This is a genomic window from Robiginitalea insularis (assembly GCF_052497835.1).
Genome location: NZ_CP199296.1, coordinates 3,284,602 through 3,300,668, shown reverse-complemented (window position 1 = coordinate 3,300,668; position 16,067 = coordinate 3,284,602). Strand labels below are relative to the sequence as shown.

The following is a 16,067-nucleotide window of genomic DNA, read 5'->3' as shown; positions in this document are numbered from 1 at the left end:
TGTTAAGGTTGTCTTGTTGTCGGTTTGTCGTTAGTTTGTTGGTACAAAAAAGGACAGCTGTTCTGTCCTTCAAGAGTGAGACAAATATGTGAACAAAAAACTTAAAAAAAAAATCATTTAGGGTTGAATATTCGCTTTTTTTTTTGCAAGTTATCTCAGTCAGGACCCTTCCTTTTAAAGATATCATTTTTCATCCGTTTTTTATGCATTTTCATCAGATTTCTTTCCGGGTTAGATATGGCGAAACCGATCAGATGGGAGTAGTCTACCACGGCAACTACCCGCAATATCTGGAGATGGGGCGGGTGGAGTGGTTAAGGTCGTTGGGGATTTCTTACAAAAGCATGGAGGAAAAGGGGTGTTTCCTCCCAGTAGTTTCCCTACAGATCAACTATAAAAAATCAGCCAGATATGACGAGCTGCTGACCGTTACCACGCGCCTTAGAAAACTACCCGGGGCACGTATTACTTTTGATTATGAAATACACTCTGAGGAGGGTAGTATTTTAGCTGTTGCCAGTACCGATTTGGTTTTTATGGATCGGGAAAAAAACAGACCCATCCGTTGTCCGGATTACGTGATGGATAGAATTCAGAATTCCTGAGATCCGCCCTCAGAGCAACCGGATGGATACCCCCTCAATAGCGCCAAACAATTCCTTAATTTCCAAGTCGTGTTCAGGTTTGATATTGAGTATCAGCCGGCAATCCAGGTGCATGTCCTGTTGCTGTATACTTAACTGATGTTGTGAAATCATCCGCATTACGTTATCCAGTTGCGGATATTCAAAATGCAGCTCAACCTGCCTGACAGGTCTTTTCAGGAAAACCCCTGCCTGCCCTATACTTTCCTGTGCCGCTCGTTTATACGCCTGTATGAGGCCGCCTACCCCAAGCTTGACTCCCCCGTAATAGCGAACCACACAAACCATGACATTAAATAATTCATGTGATTCTATCTGCCCCAAAATGGGGGCTCCGGCCGAGTAGGTGGGCTCCCCGTCATCATTGGCCCGCACCTCAGTCGGGTTCCATCCAATGCGATACGCATAACAGATATGAGAGGCATCGCGATACGACTTTTTAAGATCCTCTAAAATGGATTTGGTTTTTTCAATACTGTCTGCCGGATAAGCCAGGCCTATAAACCTGCTCTTTTGCTCCTTGAACAGGCAGGGGCCTGAAGGCTTTTTTAAGGTTCGGTAGCTTTTTGTTGACCCTGGCATTAATAAAGACTTATCAGCAATATACTTAAGATAGCCATTCCAATACCCATCCAGTTTTTCCAACTGAGTTGCTCCTTAAATAAGACAATCCCTAACAGGGTGGTGAGCATTACTATGGAAACATTATTGAGCGTAAAAACAGAAGCACTGTTCAGGCCTTCTGTCTGAAGGGCCCTTAGCAGGAAAAAAATGGAAAAATAATTCGGAATCCCCAGAGCAATTCCCCCTAACACGTTCAGGGGTCTGAAGTGTACCAAATTAGAAGGTTGCCGAATCAGGATTCCCATAATTCCAATAGCCGCGGCACTGGCAAAAAGCATGGCTGAAAAAACAGGGAAATCTGAGCGGACTACCAGATGGGTCTCTATATATTTAAGGGAACTGTCAATTACCCCGGAGCCCAGAAAAACTAAAAGCGGGAGATACAGTGAACGCATTACAAAGGGCCCCTTTCTTTTTTTGACGGAACTGAAGTAAACCGCTACAAGGGCTAACAGTACCCCCATAATTTTAACAGGCCCTAAGACCTCGTCATACCACCAAACCCCTAGTACCACCGGAATGGCAAGGGACATTTTTGTGGCCACCGAAGCAACTGAGACCCCCAGCAATTGTGAGGTGCGGGCCATCAGATTAAAAATAACAATAAACAGGCCTCCAAGCATTAATGCTCCGGGGAACCAGGGGCTGTTTATGATGGCCGACATCCGGAACGGTTGATCATACACCACATACCCCACAGAAAAGGCCGTCAAATAGTTCACGACTATGGCGTAGAAGGTTTGAATTTCGAACCGCTTATAGAGTTTGAAAACCACGAAAATCAGGCTGGAACAACAAATACTCCATATAAGATCCCACATGTCAGATTTTTTTATGCAATTCCAGGATATCTTCACTACCAGCCTTTAAATGCCAGGTTTTTATCCCCAATTTCCCTGCGGCCCGGATATGTTCGAGTGTATCATCAACAAAAAAGGTTTCGGAAGGCTTAAGGTCGTGTTGTCGTAATATAAACCTGAAAACTTCAGGATCGGGTTTGCGCATCCCCAATTCGTGTGAGAGGTAGAATCCTTCGAAGCAATTTCGAAAAACCCCGTAGGTTTCCTTACCCATTACTTCTTTTACCCTTTGAATATGGAGTTCGTTCGTATTGCTGATCAAAAACAAACGATAGGCTCCGGAATCCTTTAATTCTTTCAAAAAATTCAGGCGTTGTTCGGGAAAGCCTCCGATAAGGGCGTTCCAATAACTGATTATTTTGTCCTGATCGGCTTCATTCAGGTAATTGGACACAGCATTCAGAAAAGTTTGGGTGCTGATCGCTCCGATTTCATAGCGCTGGCTGAGTTTGTTGAGTGCGCCATCCGTAGAAGACAGGCCGTACTGCGTCATTCCTGCCTGAAGCCTGCCTTTGTCCAGGTCCAGCCACACATCCCCGAAATCAAATAACAGGTTTCTAATCATTGCGCCATATTTGCACCCTGTCTTTTTCCGGCTCGAATTCCCGCTGCAGCTTGCCTTTTACTTCGGGAGCTTTAAGACCCTTTCTGAGCGGATGAATTCCGGTAATTACCCGGGCCTCATCCCATAACCCCTCCTGTATAAACCCCTCAAGGGTATCCCGGCCTCCCTCAATGATCACACTAAGAAGCTGTTCTTCGAAAAGGACTTCCATCAGATGATGTAGAAAGTCTCCGTCAAAGGATACATTTCGGAACCGAACTTTTGAGGGTAGCTGTTCCGGGGCATTTTTTTCTGTTACTACCAGGGTGGGGGCCGTTCCGTCGTATAAGTTATAATCCAGCGGGACCTTTAAACTGCGATCCAGCAAAATACGCAAGGGGGAAGGTCCCTTCCACATTCGGGTGTTCAATTTCGGGTTGTCCTCCAGCGCGGTTCGGGTCCCAACCAAAATAGCCTGTTCTTCACCACGCCATTTATGGACCAGTTGCCTGGACGCGCTGCCTGAGATCCAATAGGGTTGTGGGTCATTTGCCCGCAACCCGGGCAGGGGCGCCATAAATCCATCAGGGCTTTGGGCCCATTTGAGAATAAGATAGGGTCGTTTATTTTCATGATACATAAGAAAGCGCTTGTGGTGTTCCCTGCACGCGGCCTGCCCGACTCCGGACAACACCTCGCAACCGTTTCGCTTCAGTTTCTCTATTCCTTTTCCGGCAACCTTTGGATTCGGATCGGTGAGGCCTACAACCACCCTGGGGATTTCCTTTTCAAGGATAAGATCGGCGCAGGGCGGGGTTTTTCCGTGATGGGAACAGGGCTCAAGGCTTACATATAGGGTTGCCTTTTTAAGCAATTCAGGCTCCTTTACCGAAAGAATGGCATTTACCTCTGCATGAGGCCCGCCAAAAGCACTGGTGTACCCCTCACCTATAATACGGTCTTCACAGGTGATAACCGCCCCAACCATCGGATTTGGAGCCGTGGTCCCAAGGCCCTTTTTGGCGATCTCTATACACCGGGAAATGTATTTTTCATGTATCTTCACCTGGCAAAAATAACGTATTCAAAGTGAAACCGGACAGCCTGCATATTCGTAAAATCCAGGCGGGGGATAACCCTGGGATGGCACAGATCATCCGTGGAGTCTTCGAGGAGATGAACGTGCCCAAAACCGGGACGGCTTATGAAGACGCCTCCCTTGAAAACATGTATGATTATTTTACGGCAGATAAAAGCGCCTATTGGGTAATAACCGACGGGGAAAATATCTGGGGAGGAGGTGGAGTTGCCCCGCTTGAAGGCGCTGCTTCAAGCGTTTGCGAGCTCCAGAAAATGTACTTCCGGCCAGAGTTGCGAGGTTCGGGTTGGGGCAGGAAAGTGCTAAAAAAGGCCCTGGATGCGGCACGAAGTATGGGTTACGAATATTGTTACCTGGAAACGATGCCCTACATGAAATCGGCACAAAAGCTTTACAGCAACTTCGGGTTTCAATATTTGCCAAAGCCATTGGGGGCTACCGGACATACGGCCTGTCAGGTCTGGATGCAATTAAAATTATAGGGCTGCCCATGCAACTGAAGCAATTACAAAAATGCTTTCGAGAGCAACTCAGCCCTATCTATCCAAGGGAGGAAATCGACCATATGTTTTATGTATTGCTGGAGCACTTTTACGGGCTGCCCCGCTTTATTCTGGCTCTGGAACCGGAAAAATCGCTTTCAGATGACCAAACGGGTGTTATAAAGGATGCTCTGGAGCAGCTAAAACAGCACGTACCCCTGCAATATGTTACAAATACCGCTTATTTCATGGAAATGGAATTATATGTTGATTCTTCGGTCCTCATTCCAAGGCCGGAAACCGAAACCCTGGTCCATTGGGTTATAGAAACCGCTGAAAAGGCAAAGAGCCGCCTCAGAATAATTGACCTGGGCAGTGGTAGCGGATGTATCGGGATTGGCCTGGCCAGGAATTTACCCAAAGCCCAGGTGCATCTGTTGGACATATCTGAAAAGGCTTTGCAAACAGCCCTTCGCAATGCGAAAAAACAGAATGTGGCCCTGCAGGGTCATCTGGGTGATATGCGGGAATTATCCGGGGATCTCGGGGCATTCGACATCATGGTATCAAACCCGCCCTATGTCCCGGAATCTCAGAAAAAACTAATGCGTCCGAACGTCCGGGAGCACGAACCTTCCGTGGCTCTTTTTGTCAGCGATGAAAATCCCCTTGAGTTTTACAGGGCTATTGCAGAAGGGCTCCACAAAAACCTGAAAGCCGGAGGATGGCTTTTTTTTGAAATCCATGAGGATTATGGGGTATCCCTTATAGAAATGCTGGATGCTTTGGGATACTCGGAAATTCAGCTTAAAAAGGATATTTTTGGCAAAGATCGATATGTAAAAGCCAGAAAAGAGAAATGACTTATTCAATAAATACCCATGTCGCAGGCAGAAGCAAAAATTAATAAACTAAGAGCCGATCTGAGGGATCACAATTATCGCTACTACGTGGAAGACAATCCCGTAATCAGCGATTATGAATTTGACATGATGCTTAAAGAGCTTCAGGAACTGGAAGCCCGGCACCCCGAATATTACGACCCGAATTCACCCTCACAGCGAGTGGGAGGGGAGGTTACAAAAATCTTTGAAACGGTTACCCATGACTACCCCATGTATTCCCTGGATAATTCCTATTCAACAGAGGAGTTGCTGGAATGGGAAAAGCGCATTCAACGAATACTCGGGCAGGTTAACCTTGATTTCACCTGTGAGTTGAAGTATGACGGGGCTTCCATCAGCCTGACCTATGAGGATGGAAGGCTGCTCCGGGCGGTAACCCGCGGCGACGGGGTTCAGGGAGATGATGTTACTTCTAACATCAGGACGGTGCGTTCGGTTCCCCTGCAATTAAAAACGGATCATCAGGGGCGTTTCGATGCCAGAGGAGAAGTTATTTTGCCTCTGGAAGGATTTGCCAGAATGAACAGGGAGCGGGTTGAAAATGGAGACGACCCGTATATGAATCCAAGGAATACGGCTTCCGGCAGTCTGAAGCTGCAAGACAGCAGTTTGGTTGCTCAAAGGCCTTTGGAATGTCTCATTTACAGTTTGGCAGGGAAAGAACTGGGGGTATCCAGCCAGTTTGAAATGCTTGAAAAAGCCAGGGAATGGGGTTTTAAAGTCCCGGAAACGGCAAAGGTTTGTAAAAGCATGGATGAAGTGCTGGCTTTTTTGAACTACTGGGATGCAAATAGGCATAGCCTGCCCTACGAGACGGACGGTGTTGTAATAAAGGTCAATAAACTGGATTATCAGCAGGAACTGGGATACACGGCAAAATCTCCGAGATGGGCCATAGCTTATAAATTCAAATCCGAACAGGCCCGAACCCGATTAATTCATATTTCATACCAGGTGGGGAGAACCGGGGCCATTACCCCAGTGGCAAACCTGGAGCCTGTATTGCTGGCAGGAACTACCGTAAAGCGGGCATCACTCCATAATGCAGACCAGATTGCAAAACTGGATGTTCGGCAGGGCGATATGGTTTTTGTGGAAAAAGGAGGGGAGATAATCCCAAAAATAACCGGAGTTGACTTGAGTGAAAGACCACCGGACAGTGCCCCTACAGAATACATCGGCAATTGCCCGGAATGCGGAACCCAACTGATAAGAAAGGAAGGGGAGGCCCAGCATTTCTGTCCGAATGATACCGGCTGTCCACCCCAAATAACCGGAAGAATACAGCATTTTATTTCAAGAAAGGCAATGGACATTGAAGGCCTTGGAGCTGAAACCGTGGAATTGCTATTCCAGCAAGGCCTGATTTCAAATTACGCAGACCTGTATACGCTTAGCCCGGAGCAACTCCTGCCCCTGGAACGCATGGCGGAAAAATCAGCCAATAACCTGGTGGAAGGGGTTAAAAAATCGGTCAGTATTCCTTTTGAAAGGGTACTTTTCGCCTTGGGAATCAGGTATGTTGGAGAAACGGTAGCCAAGAAGCTGGCCCGGGCCTTTAAAGATATTGATGCCCTGATGCAGGCCAGTACCGAAAGCCTGTTGGCTGTAGATGAAATTGGGGAGCGCATAGCGGAGAGTGTCCGGCAATTTTTCAGTGAACCTGTCAACCGGGAGTTAGTAGCTCGCCTCAGATCCTATGGGCTTCAGTTTTCCTTGAGTGAGGAGCAAATGCAGGGGCAGACGGATCTGCTCAAGGGGCAGACCTTTGTCGTTTCCGGAGTATTTGAACAGCTGGACCGCAATGAACTGAAAAAGACTATTGAAGACAACGGGGGGAAAGTAGCTTCTTCCATCTCGTCCAAAACTTCTTTTTTAGTTGCCGGAGCCAATATGGGCCCCAGCAAGAAAGCCAAGGCAGAAAAGTTAGGGGTGCCCATTATTTCCGAGGAAGCTTTTCTCAGCATGCTGCAATAGGGAAATTCGGTATTCCATTTTCTGCTTCAATGGGGGGCGTCAGGATCTGCTCCATTCCCTTACTGTAATCGGATGCTTCTTCAATGCAGACTGAGGGACTATATTTGGAGTGGGAAGGGGGTAGGGGGCACCCCTGAAAGTTGGTTAAATGTAATCGGCAGATCATAGTTGTATATTTATAGAGTAGCTTGTAAGAACCATGACAGATTACTCCTCGTCAATACCTGAAACACTGGAGGCTTTCCGGAAGACATTAGAGGAAGACAGCCCTTCGGGGGCCTGGCCTTTGGCCTTACAATGCCTTTGGTTTGACGCTGCTGAAAACTGGACAGCAGCCCATGACATAGCACAGGAGATGACAGGGGCTGTGGGTAGCTTGCTCCATGCCTATCTGCACAGAAAAGAAGGGGACCGCTGGAATGCCGAATACTGGTATCGGCAGGCGGGCGAATCATACCCTCAGGTAGCCCTGCAGGCTGAATTCGAGCAATTACTCCAGAGGGTTCTGAATTCCATTCAGGCTTGAATGATTTCCTTCAAAAGTGGAATCCTGTTGAGAGCTAAAATACATAGCCCGCTATTTTGAAGCAGGCTAATGGACCCTGTTATACCACAATGGAATGGCCTTTGGCAGTGCGGGTGCCATCGGGAAGGAATTCAAAATCAATACGTCCCAGTCGTATTCCGTAACATCCCACCTGGCTGATCAGGACTTCTTCGCCTTTTCGGTTAGTCTGTACTTCGGCCTGCTCCATAAAAGTATGTGTATGCCCTCCGATTATAACATCTATGTTTTCAGTGCGCTGGGCAAGCTGAATATCACTTGGGCGATCTGCCTCGCGATAGCGGAAGCCCAGATGAGAAAGGCATATTACCAGTTCGCACCCGGCCTCTTCACGCAGTATCCGGGCCTGGTCCAGGGCCATTTCAAATGGATTCAGGTATTCGGTTTCCCCATAGAGGTCCGGAGTAACCAGGCCATCAAAGGCAATCCCCAGGCCGAAAACCCCAATTTTGATTCCCGCAATATTAAAGGTAGTGGCCGGCTTGACGTAGCCGTCAAGAATGGTGTTTTTAAAATCGTAGTTGGCGGATAAGAAGGCAAATTTTGCCTTGGGCATCTGTGCCAGCAGGCCTTGCAAACCGGCATCAAAGTCGTGATTGCCAAGGGTGGCAGCATGGTAGCCCATTCGGTTCATCAGCCTGAACTCCAATTCTCCACCGTAAAAATTAAAATAAGGAGTCCCCTGAAAAATATCCCCTGCATCCAGCAAAAGCGTGTTGGGGTTTTCCTTGCGAACCTGCTCGATCAGGGAGGCACGGCGGGCCACCCCTCCTAAATTCGGGAACCTGCCATGATCTGCCGGAAAAGGGTCTATATGGCTGTGTACATCGTTGGTATGCAGCAGGGTAATCTGCCTGGAAACGTTCAGACTACAGGAATGCAGGGCAAGCGATGGAATACCAAGGGCTAAGGTGCCTGTGGCGGCGCTGGCTATAAATTTCCTTCTTTTCATTCAGATAACTTTATAAATCGATCATCCGGGGCTGCTTTGAGTGTATCGTGCTCCCGGAAGTAGTCCACCATTGCATTTCGTATTTTGTACTGGGTCCGGTAAGGGTTCAGGCCATCCTTAAAAAAGCCCATCCCGTCCCCGCCGGCAATCAGGTAATTATTGCTGGCAACGTAGTAAAGGCGGTCTTCGTCAAAAGGGACTCCCCTTATTTTAAGTGAATGCAGCCCGTTGGAGGCATCGAGAACAATCTGCATCCCTGCGATAGGATGTGGACGTTTTTCGTGTATCAGGAAGTTGACCATTTCCCGAATACTACTGCCCTTCATACCTACAATTTCAATGGTATTTTCAAAAGGCATGACTTCATAGGCGTTTCGTTCAGTGACCGGCCCCTCTGATATAATGTTTCGGATCCCGCCATAATTTAAAACCGCTATATCGACCCCTTTACCCTCCCGTCGCCTGAACAGGGTATCGGCTTTTTCAAGGACGATATCGGCCATCAAATTGCCAAGGGAACTATTGAATTCCCCGTCTGTTTTTTCCAGGATTTTTGGGGCATAGGTCAAAGGCTCATCCAGGACCTCATTTAATCGTTTTCGAAAGGGATTGATAAGGATGTTTACGGAGTCGTCTTCCGTTAAGGTGCTGTCTATGACGTATTGACTGGCTTTGGTTTCAGTCAGTTGTAAAGGTTGTTCTCGGCAGGCATAAACACCCATAAATGTTATAAATAAAACAAAAAGTTTAATATATAAACGCTTCATGGATTGTATCTTTACGCTGAGATTGACATTGTAATAGTTACCTTTGCTTTAAAGGTAAAGGTACATGATTTTAAAGGGCCTTAAAGACAAATTTAAATACAAATCAGGACTAAAATACCTGAAACAGGAATTGGCAAAGCAGCGAGAGGCGCCTTTGCGAAAGGAAGGAATCAGTGCCATTGGGGTGATTGTCGATTTGGAAAATTTTGCTGAACCGGAAAAATTTTACGAATTGATCGATGCCTATGGACTGCGCCCAAACGCAGTAAAGATTATTGGATACCGCAAGTTCTACGACAAAAATTCTCCTTATGCCACTCCTGTTTTTTCGGATAAAGACCTGGGCTGGAACGGGGCTGTCGAAAACAGTTACGCCCTTGAATTTTTAAGTCGAGATTACGATTTGCTGATCAATTACTACAGGGAATCCAATCTGCTGATGCAATTGATGAGCGTGAAAACCAGTGCGCGGATACGGGTAGGGTTTTCTGAGCAGGACCCCGCGTTTAATGATTTGATTTTCGGAAGTGGCGTTTCGGACTTTCCATCGTTTAAAAAGGAGTTGAAAAAGTATCTTAAAGTATTGAATCAAATAGCATGACCACATCTTTTTCAGGTACCGGAGTGGCACTGGTGACCCCTTTCCGCCAGGACCTAAGTTTGGATTTAGAAGGGCTCGGCCGGCTGGTAGACCATGTTGTTGACGGAGGAGTAGATTACCTGGTAGTACTTGGTACTACGGGAGAATCAGTAACCCTGAGCCCATCCGAGAAAGAACAGATAAAACAAACAGTTATTGCCAGCAACAAAGGCCGCCTGCCCCTGGTTCTCGGATTGGGTGGAAATAACACCCAGGCGGTTGTATCCGAACTCCGGCAGACCAATTTTCAGGGTTTTGACGGGATACTTTCCGTATCCCCCTACTACAACAAGCCTACTCAGGAGGGTATTTTCCGGCATTTCAGGGAGATTTCACAAGCCTCCCCTCTCCCGGTAATCCTTTACAATGTCCCTTCACGCACGGGCAGCAATATGCTCCCGGATACTGTGATACGGTTGGCAACGGAATGTAAGAACCTGGTAGGAATAAAGGAAGCCAGTGGCGACATGGAGCAAATTAAACAACTGCTGCAAAGGGCTCCTTCTGGTTTTCAGATCATATCCGGGGATGACTTTACGGCTATTCCTACAGCTATTGCAGGGGGAAGCGGGGTTATTTCAGTACTGGGCCAGGCAGTAGTTCAGGAATTCTGTGAGATGATGCAGCTGGGCCTCAAGGGAATGGAATCAGGGGCATTTAACTTACATGACCAGCTCGAACCCCTTATGAGTCTGATTTTCCAGGAAGGTAATCCTGCAGGGATTAAAGCGCTGCTGAGTCAATTAGGCGTTTGTGAACCACACGTCAGATTGCCCTTGGTATCGGCTACTCCCGGGTTGCAAAAGGCCTTGTCTGACTTTATGCAATCCCACCTGAATCCGCATTAGGCGTTAAAATTTAATTAAAATATAGACTTCCTGCGCCCAAGGCAGTACTTTCACCCGTAAATAAGCGTTTTATAATCCGCGAATTATACCTAATTTTGCCAAATGTTTGCACGAATCCAGAAGTTACTGTTTTGCTTTCTTCTCATAATAGGCACAACCTCCTGTAGTGAGTATCAGAAGATATTGAAAGAAACCGATACGGCTGCCAAGTATGAGTATGCAGAGAAACTGTACAACGAAGGTGATTTTAAACGGGCCAACCGGCTCTTTGAGCAAATATCCCCAAAATTTGCAGGGAAGCCCCAAGGGGAAAGGGTTATGTTTTTCCTGGCCGACACCTATTACAAAGTAGAGAATTACAATTTTGCCGGATATCAGTTTGAACGATTCCTGAAGTCTTATCCCAAAAGTGATAAGGCTGAGGAAGCTGCCTTCAGGGGTGCCAAGAGTTATTATATGCTCTCCCCGAGGTATTCACTGGATCAGACCGATACGGACAAGGCCCTGGCCAAACTGCAGTTGTTTATAAACAGCTATCCGGAATCTGCTTTAATGGCGGAGGCCAATACAATGGCCCGGGAACTCACAACCAAAAAGGAAAAGAAAGAGTTTGAGATTGCCAAGCAATTTGTAAAACTCGGAAAATATTATATTTTGGATTACAACATTTCGGCCCGCGCCGCCCTGGATAATTTTATTTCAGACCACCCGGGTTCAATTTTCAGGGAGGAGGCGTATTTCCTGAGAGTTAGTGCTGCAACCACCCTGGCCCTGAATTCGACTTTTACCAAGAAAAAGGATCGCCTGGAAAACGCGGTAGCCGCCTATAACACCTTTAAGCGCTATTACCCGGAAAGTGAATTTTCAGAAGAGGCTGAAGACCTGATGGGAAAATTAAAAGACGCACAACAAGAATTTGAAGCTTTACAAAACCCTATAAAATGAATATGAACGATCTTAAAAATTCAGAAGCTCCCGTTTCTACAATTACCATCAATCGCGATGAGTTTGACGCGAGCACTGATAATATTTACGAGGCAATTTCCATCGCGGCCAAAAGGGCCATTCAGATTAATTCTGAAATAAAGAAGGAATTGCTGGAGAAGCTTGAGGAATTTGCAACCTACAGTGACAGTCTAGAAGAAGTTTTTGAGAATAAAGAGCAGATCGAGGTTTCCAAATTCTACGAAAAACTTCCCAAGCCCCATGCCCTGGCAATTCAGGAATGGTTAGAAGACAAAATTTACTACAGGAATACCGAGAAAGATTCGGAATAGGATGTTGTCGGGCAAGCGTATCCTTTTGGGCATCACAGGGGGAATTGCTGCCTACAAAACTACTTTCCTGACCCGCCTGCTGATAAAGGCAGGGGCCGAGGTGCGCATTGTTATGACCGAGAGCGCCGCGGATTTTGTTTCCCCCCTGACCCTTGCCACACTTTCCAAGAATCCGGTAATCCACAATTTTAAAAAGCAGGAAGGGCATAGCACAGATTGGAACAATCATGTGGAACTGGGCCTCTGGGCCGATATAATGCTGATCGCCCCGGCAACGGCTAACACCCTTGCCAAGATGGCCTCGGGACAATGTGACAACTTATTGCTGGCCTGTTATCGTTCGGCGAAATGCCCTGTCTTTTTTGCGCCTGCAATGGATCTGGACATGTACAGGCACCCCTCCTCTGAAAAGACCTTTAAAACCCTTGAAAGTTACGGGAACCTTCATATTCCGGTGGGCGTAGGGGAACTGGCCAGCGGTCTGGATGGGGAAGGACGGATGGCAGAACCTGATGAAATCGTTTCTTTCCTGGAAAGTTACCTCCGCAAAGGCCTGCCTTTTACTGGAAAAACAGTATTGATAACTGCAGGGCCCACTTATGAACCCATAGATCCCGTTCGTTTTATCGGGAACCACTCTTCCGGAAAAATGGGGTTTGCCCTGGCCGAAAAGGCAGCCGAAATGGGAGCTGAGGTAATTCTGATTACCGGCCCAACCCACTTAAAGGCCCAAAACGCTTCCATAAGTTGTTACAGGGTTCAAACAGCTCTTGAAATGCATGCAAAAACGTTGGAGCACTTTAAAGCTGCGGATGTCATAATAGGGGCCGCTGCCGTATCAGATTACAGGCCCGCTTCTGTTTATGATGAGAAAATAAAGAAAAAGGGAGGGGCAATGGAGTTGCACCTTACTGAGAACCCGGATATTATTGCCGAGGTGGCCCAGCAAAAAACCGGGCAATACATTGTCGGGTTTGCGCTCGAGACTGAAAATGAAATGGAGCATGCCCTTGTTAAATTAAAAAAGAAGCGCCTGGATGCTATTGTGCTGAACTCCCTGAAGGACCCGGAAGCCGGATTTGGGGGAGAGCGGAATAAAGTTACCTTTATAGACAAGAATTCAGGCATAATCCCGTTTGACTTAAAAGAAAAGTCAGCAGTTGCCAGTGATATCCTCAATGAAATTCATAAGCGGATCAACCCTTAAAACAAGTCTCTTAGCAGTATTGCTGTTGCTTTTCCTGGACCTTGGCGCCCAGGAACTGAATTGTACGGTAACTGTAAATGCAGACCAGGTTTCACAGACCAATCAGCAGGTTTTCACCACTCTGGAACGGTCCCTTACCGATTTCGTAAACAAAACCCGTTGGACCCGAAGGCAGGTCAAAGAAAACGAGCGATTGAATTGCCGTATTTTTATTACGGTTACCGCTTTCGAATCCAGCCGCTTTGAGGCCAACATTCAGCTGCAATCTTCCAGGCCGGTTTTTAATACCTCATACGAGACGCCGGTATTTAATTACAAAGACGACCAGTTCAATTTTCAATACATCGAATTCCAACCGCTGGTTTTTAATGAGAATGTCTTCAATTCCAACCTGGTGGGAGTGATTTCCTATTATGTGTATATCATGCTTGGTCTGGATGCCGACACCTTCCAGTTAGAAGGGGGTACGGACCATTTTAAAAAGGCCCAGGCCATTGTTACACAGGCGCAGGGCAGCAACTTTGCCGGCTGGGGACAGACGGCTTCCGATAATCGTACGCGTTTTCAGCTGGTGGACAATCTATTGTCCAATACCTTCAGGGAATACAGGATTGCCATGTATAATTACCACCGAAAGGGGCTGGACGTGCTGGCAGATAACAACAGTACCGGAAAACAAATTATAGCCGGATCCTTACGCCTCTTTGAGACGCTCATTCAACGCAGGCCTAATGCCTTTTTGATTCAGACTTTTTTTGATGCCAAGGCCGAAGAAATACAGAATATCTTCTCGGATGGCCCCAAGGTGGATATCGTACAGCTAAAAGAGACCCTGAACAAAGTAGCCCCATTCTACGCCAGTACCTGGAATCAAATTAAATACTGAGCCGCAATTTTTCACAGCAGATTCTTTTATCTTTACGGGATAAATTTGCAATTGCCGTGCTCGTACGATTGTCCATAAAAAATTACGCCCTCATTGAAGACCTTCAGGTCAGCTTTTCCGGAGGTTTTATTACAATAACCGGAGAAACCGGGGCTGGAAAATCCATTTTACTGGACAGCCTGGCTCTGGTCCTCGGAAAACGGGCAGACCGCACCTCTTTAAGGGATTCGGATAAAAAATGTATCGTGGAGGCAGAATTTGCCGTATCCGCCTATCCCAATGTCAGGCAGTTTTGTCAGGACAATGACCTGGATTATGAAGCCAATACCATTCTCAGGCGTGAAATACTGCCAAGCGGAAAATCCCGGGCCTTTGTTAATGACAGCCCGGTAACCCTGGATATCCTCAGTGGCCTTGGCAGCCGGCTTATCGATATACATTCACAGCACCAGACCCTGGAACTTACCGAACAGGAATTTCAATTGCGCGTTCTGGACGCTTTGGCGGGAAATAAATCACGTTTAAGCGATTATACCCAAAGGCGGGAAGCCTATCAAAAAGCGGTCAGGGAACTCAATAAGCTGGAGAAGGCCAGAGATAATGCTTTCAGGGAACAGGATTACAATGAATTCCTCCTGGGCGAATTGAATGCCGCCAATTTAAAACCCGGGATGCAGGAGGAACTGGAAACGAGTTATTCAGAACTCTCCAATGTGGAACAAATCACCGAACTGCTCAGCGCTGCCCATCAGCTCTGTGCCGAAGAAGAATACGGGCTTTTGGCCTTGCAGCTAAAACTCAGGCAACTCACCGCCAAACTGGCCGGTTTCGGTTCCCGCTATTCCGATATCCATGAGCGGGTACAGGCTTTGTTTATTGAAGCCGATGATATATCCCAGGAATTAGAGCAGCTGGAAGAATCCCAGTTTGCTGATCCTCAGGAACTTGAAAAGGTTAATTCCCGTCTTCAAATACTCTATGACCTGCAGAAAAAACACGGGGTAAATAGCGTTGAGGAGCTACTTGAAATACGAGACCAGCTTCAAAAGAAAGTAAATGACACCGCGGATATGGACGCCCAGATAGAAGCGTTACAGGCAAGGGTGCAGCAGGAGCGGGACGCGCTCATCAAAATCGCCGGCGAACTGAACGAAAAGCGCAAAGGGGTCTTACCTGAATTCGTCGCGAAATTACAGGAACAATTAGGGCAACTGGGGATGCCCAATGCCTCGTTCCAATGGCATTTAAAGCCCCTGGAGGAATTTGGACCTGCAGGAAGGGATCATCTGGAATTACTTTTTACAGCAAATAAAGGCGGGCAGTATGGAAGTCTTAAGAAAACGGCCTCCGGCGGGGAATTATCCAGAATTATGCTGGTGATCAAAGCCGTCCTGGCGGCTTATGAGGCGCTGCCAACCATGATGTTTGACGAGATAGATACTGGAGTTTCCGGAGACATCTCCAACAGGATGGGGGATATCATGAAACAAATGAGTGAGCACATGCAGATATTTGCTATTACGCATTTGCCGCAGGTAGCCTCAAAGGGGAACCATCAATATAAAGTATTTAAGGAAGATAGTGCCTCCCATACGCATACCCGGATGAAAGAGCTGAATCGTGAAGAACGGGTAGTGGAGCTCGCCCAGATGCTGGGGGGTAAGGATTCTTCGGAAACAGCCCTGACCCATGCCCGGGAATTGCTGAACTAAAGGCTTGTAAAACCCTTACAATCCTTCTGAAGTACCCGGAAAAACGGGATGAATCTCGGCAATTTTAAATATCTTTGA

General features: G+C 47.0%; 18 protein-coding genes. 12 read left to right on the top strand and 6 right to left on the bottom strand.

Features of this window, described 5'->3' with window-relative positions; all coding sequences use genetic code 11:
* Positions 1 to 203: 203 nt before the first annotated feature.
* Complete coding sequence (locus ACT6NV_RS14955; RefSeq protein WP_445385240.1) at positions 204 to 605, top strand: acyl-CoA thioesterase; 402 nt, start codon at positions 204 to 206, stop codon at positions 603 to 605.
* A 9-nt stretch (positions 606 to 614) separates the two neighbouring features.
* Here the strand turns inward: ACT6NV_RS14955 and ACT6NV_RS14950 are convergent, their stop codons facing one another.
* From ACT6NV_RS14950 to ribD, 4 genes are read right to left on the bottom strand one after another with little or no spacing between them, the layout of a single operon-like run.
* Positions 615 to 1,226, bottom strand: coding sequence for an IMPACT family protein (locus ACT6NV_RS14950; RefSeq protein WP_445385239.1), 612 nt, complete (start codon positions 1,224 to 1,226; stop codon positions 615 to 617).
* On the bottom strand, positions 1,226 to 2,089 hold the full coding sequence (locus ACT6NV_RS14945; protein WP_445385238.1) for an EamA family transporter: 864 nt from the start codon (positions 2,087 to 2,089) through the stop codon (positions 1,226 to 1,228). Before ACT6NV_RS14945 ends, ACT6NV_RS14950 begins: the two co-directional genes overlap by 1 nt.
* Before the next feature lies 1 nt (position 2,090).
* Positions 2,091 to 2,693, bottom strand: coding sequence for an HAD family hydrolase (locus tag ACT6NV_RS14940; protein ID WP_445385237.1), 603 nt, complete (start codon positions 2,691 to 2,693; stop codon positions 2,091 to 2,093).
* Complete coding sequence (gene ribD / locus ACT6NV_RS14935; protein WP_445385236.1) at positions 2,686 to 3,738, bottom strand: bifunctional diaminohydroxyphosphoribosylaminopyrimidine deaminase/5-amino-6-(5-phosphoribosylamino)uracil reductase RibD; 1,053 nt, start codon at positions 3,736 to 3,738, stop codon at positions 2,686 to 2,688. Before ribD ends, ACT6NV_RS14940 begins: the two co-directional genes overlap by 8 nt.
* Before the next feature lie 23 nt (positions 3,739 to 3,761).
* On the opposite strand from ribD, the gene ACT6NV_RS14930 reads away from it, so the two are divergent.
* The 4 genes from ACT6NV_RS14930 to ACT6NV_RS14915 all read left to right on the top strand — a co-directional run bounded on the left by ACT6NV_RS14930 (position 3,762) and on the right by ACT6NV_RS14915 (position 7,661).
* Complete coding sequence (locus ACT6NV_RS14930; protein WP_445385235.1) at positions 3,762 to 4,253, top strand: GNAT family N-acetyltransferase; 492 nt, start codon at positions 3,762 to 3,764, stop codon at positions 4,251 to 4,253.
* Between the two features lie 8 nt (positions 4,254 to 4,261).
* Positions 4,262 to 5,116, top strand: coding sequence for a peptide chain release factor N(5)-glutamine methyltransferase (prmC, locus tag ACT6NV_RS14925; protein ID WP_445385234.1), 855 nt, complete (start codon positions 4,262 to 4,264; stop codon positions 5,114 to 5,116).
* An 18-nt stretch (positions 5,117 to 5,134) separates the two neighbouring features.
* Positions 5,135 to 7,135, top strand: a complete 2,001-nt coding sequence (gene ligA, locus ACT6NV_RS14920; protein WP_445385233.1) for an NAD-dependent DNA ligase LigA — start codon at positions 5,135 to 5,137, stop codon at positions 7,133 to 7,135.
* 199 nt (positions 7,136 to 7,334) lie between these two features.
* Positions 7,335 to 7,661: a hypothetical protein gene (locus tag ACT6NV_RS14915; protein WP_445385232.1), complete on the top strand. Its 327-nt coding sequence runs from the start codon at positions 7,335 to 7,337 to the stop codon at positions 7,659 to 7,661.
* Between the two features lie 79 nt (positions 7,662 to 7,740).
* On the opposite strand, the gene ACT6NV_RS14910 is transcribed toward ACT6NV_RS14915, so the two are convergent.
* Both ACT6NV_RS14910 and ACT6NV_RS14905 read right to left on the bottom strand, forming a co-directional pair.
* Complete coding sequence (locus tag ACT6NV_RS14910; RefSeq protein WP_445385231.1) at positions 7,741 to 8,652, bottom strand: bifunctional metallophosphatase/5'-nucleotidase; 912 nt, start codon at positions 8,650 to 8,652, stop codon at positions 7,741 to 7,743.
* Positions 8,649 to 9,419, bottom strand: coding sequence for a 5'-nucleotidase C-terminal domain-containing protein (locus ACT6NV_RS14905; protein WP_445385230.1), 771 nt, complete (start codon positions 9,417 to 9,419; stop codon positions 8,649 to 8,651). Before ACT6NV_RS14905 ends, ACT6NV_RS14910 begins: the two co-directional genes overlap by 4 nt.
* A 64-nt stretch (positions 9,420 to 9,483) precedes the next feature.
* Here ACT6NV_RS14905 and ACT6NV_RS14900 point away from each other — a divergent pair, with 64 nt between their 5' ends.
* The 7 genes from ACT6NV_RS14900 (at position 9,484) to recN (ending at position 15,989) form a co-directional block, all read left to right on the top strand.
* Positions 9,484 to 10,020: a DUF6913 domain-containing protein gene (locus tag ACT6NV_RS14900; protein WP_445385229.1), complete on the top strand. Its 537-nt coding sequence runs from the start codon at positions 9,484 to 9,486 to the stop codon at positions 10,018 to 10,020.
* A complete protein-coding gene (dapA, locus tag ACT6NV_RS14895; protein WP_445385228.1) occupies positions 10,017 to 10,907 on the top strand; it encodes a 4-hydroxy-tetrahydrodipicolinate synthase in 891 nt (296 codons plus the stop codon). Before ACT6NV_RS14900 ends, dapA begins: the two co-directional genes overlap by 4 nt.
* Positions 10,908 to 11,009: 102 nt before the next feature.
* A complete protein-coding gene (locus ACT6NV_RS14890) occupies positions 11,010 to 11,852 on the top strand; it encodes an outer membrane protein assembly factor BamD (protein ID WP_445385227.1) in 843 nt (280 codons plus the stop codon).
* On the top strand, positions 11,849 to 12,184 hold the full coding sequence (locus tag ACT6NV_RS14885) for a DNA-directed RNA polymerase subunit omega (protein ID WP_445385226.1): 336 nt from the start codon (positions 11,849 to 11,851) through the stop codon (positions 12,182 to 12,184). Before ACT6NV_RS14890 ends, ACT6NV_RS14885 begins: the two co-directional genes overlap by 4 nt.
* A 1-nt stretch (position 12,185) precedes the next feature.
* Positions 12,186 to 13,391 carry a bifunctional phosphopantothenoylcysteine decarboxylase/phosphopantothenate--cysteine ligase CoaBC gene (gene coaBC, locus ACT6NV_RS14880; protein ID WP_445385225.1) on the top strand — a complete coding sequence of 402 codons (1,206 nt, stop codon included), beginning with the start codon at positions 12,186 to 12,188 and terminating at the stop codon, positions 13,389 to 13,391.
* Positions 13,363 to 14,277 carry a type IX secretion system protein PorD gene (porD, locus tag ACT6NV_RS14875; protein ID WP_445385224.1) on the top strand — a complete coding sequence of 305 codons (915 nt, stop codon included), beginning with the start codon at positions 13,363 to 13,365 and terminating at the stop codon, positions 14,275 to 14,277. The genes coaBC and porD overlap by 29 nt, the downstream gene beginning before the upstream one ends.
* A 56-nt stretch (positions 14,278 to 14,333) precedes the next feature.
* Positions 14,334 to 15,989, top strand: a complete 1,656-nt coding sequence (gene recN, locus ACT6NV_RS14870; RefSeq protein ID WP_445385223.1) for a DNA repair protein RecN — start codon at positions 14,334 to 14,336, stop codon at positions 15,987 to 15,989.
* The last annotated feature ends 78 nt before the right edge of the window (positions 15,990 to 16,067 follow it).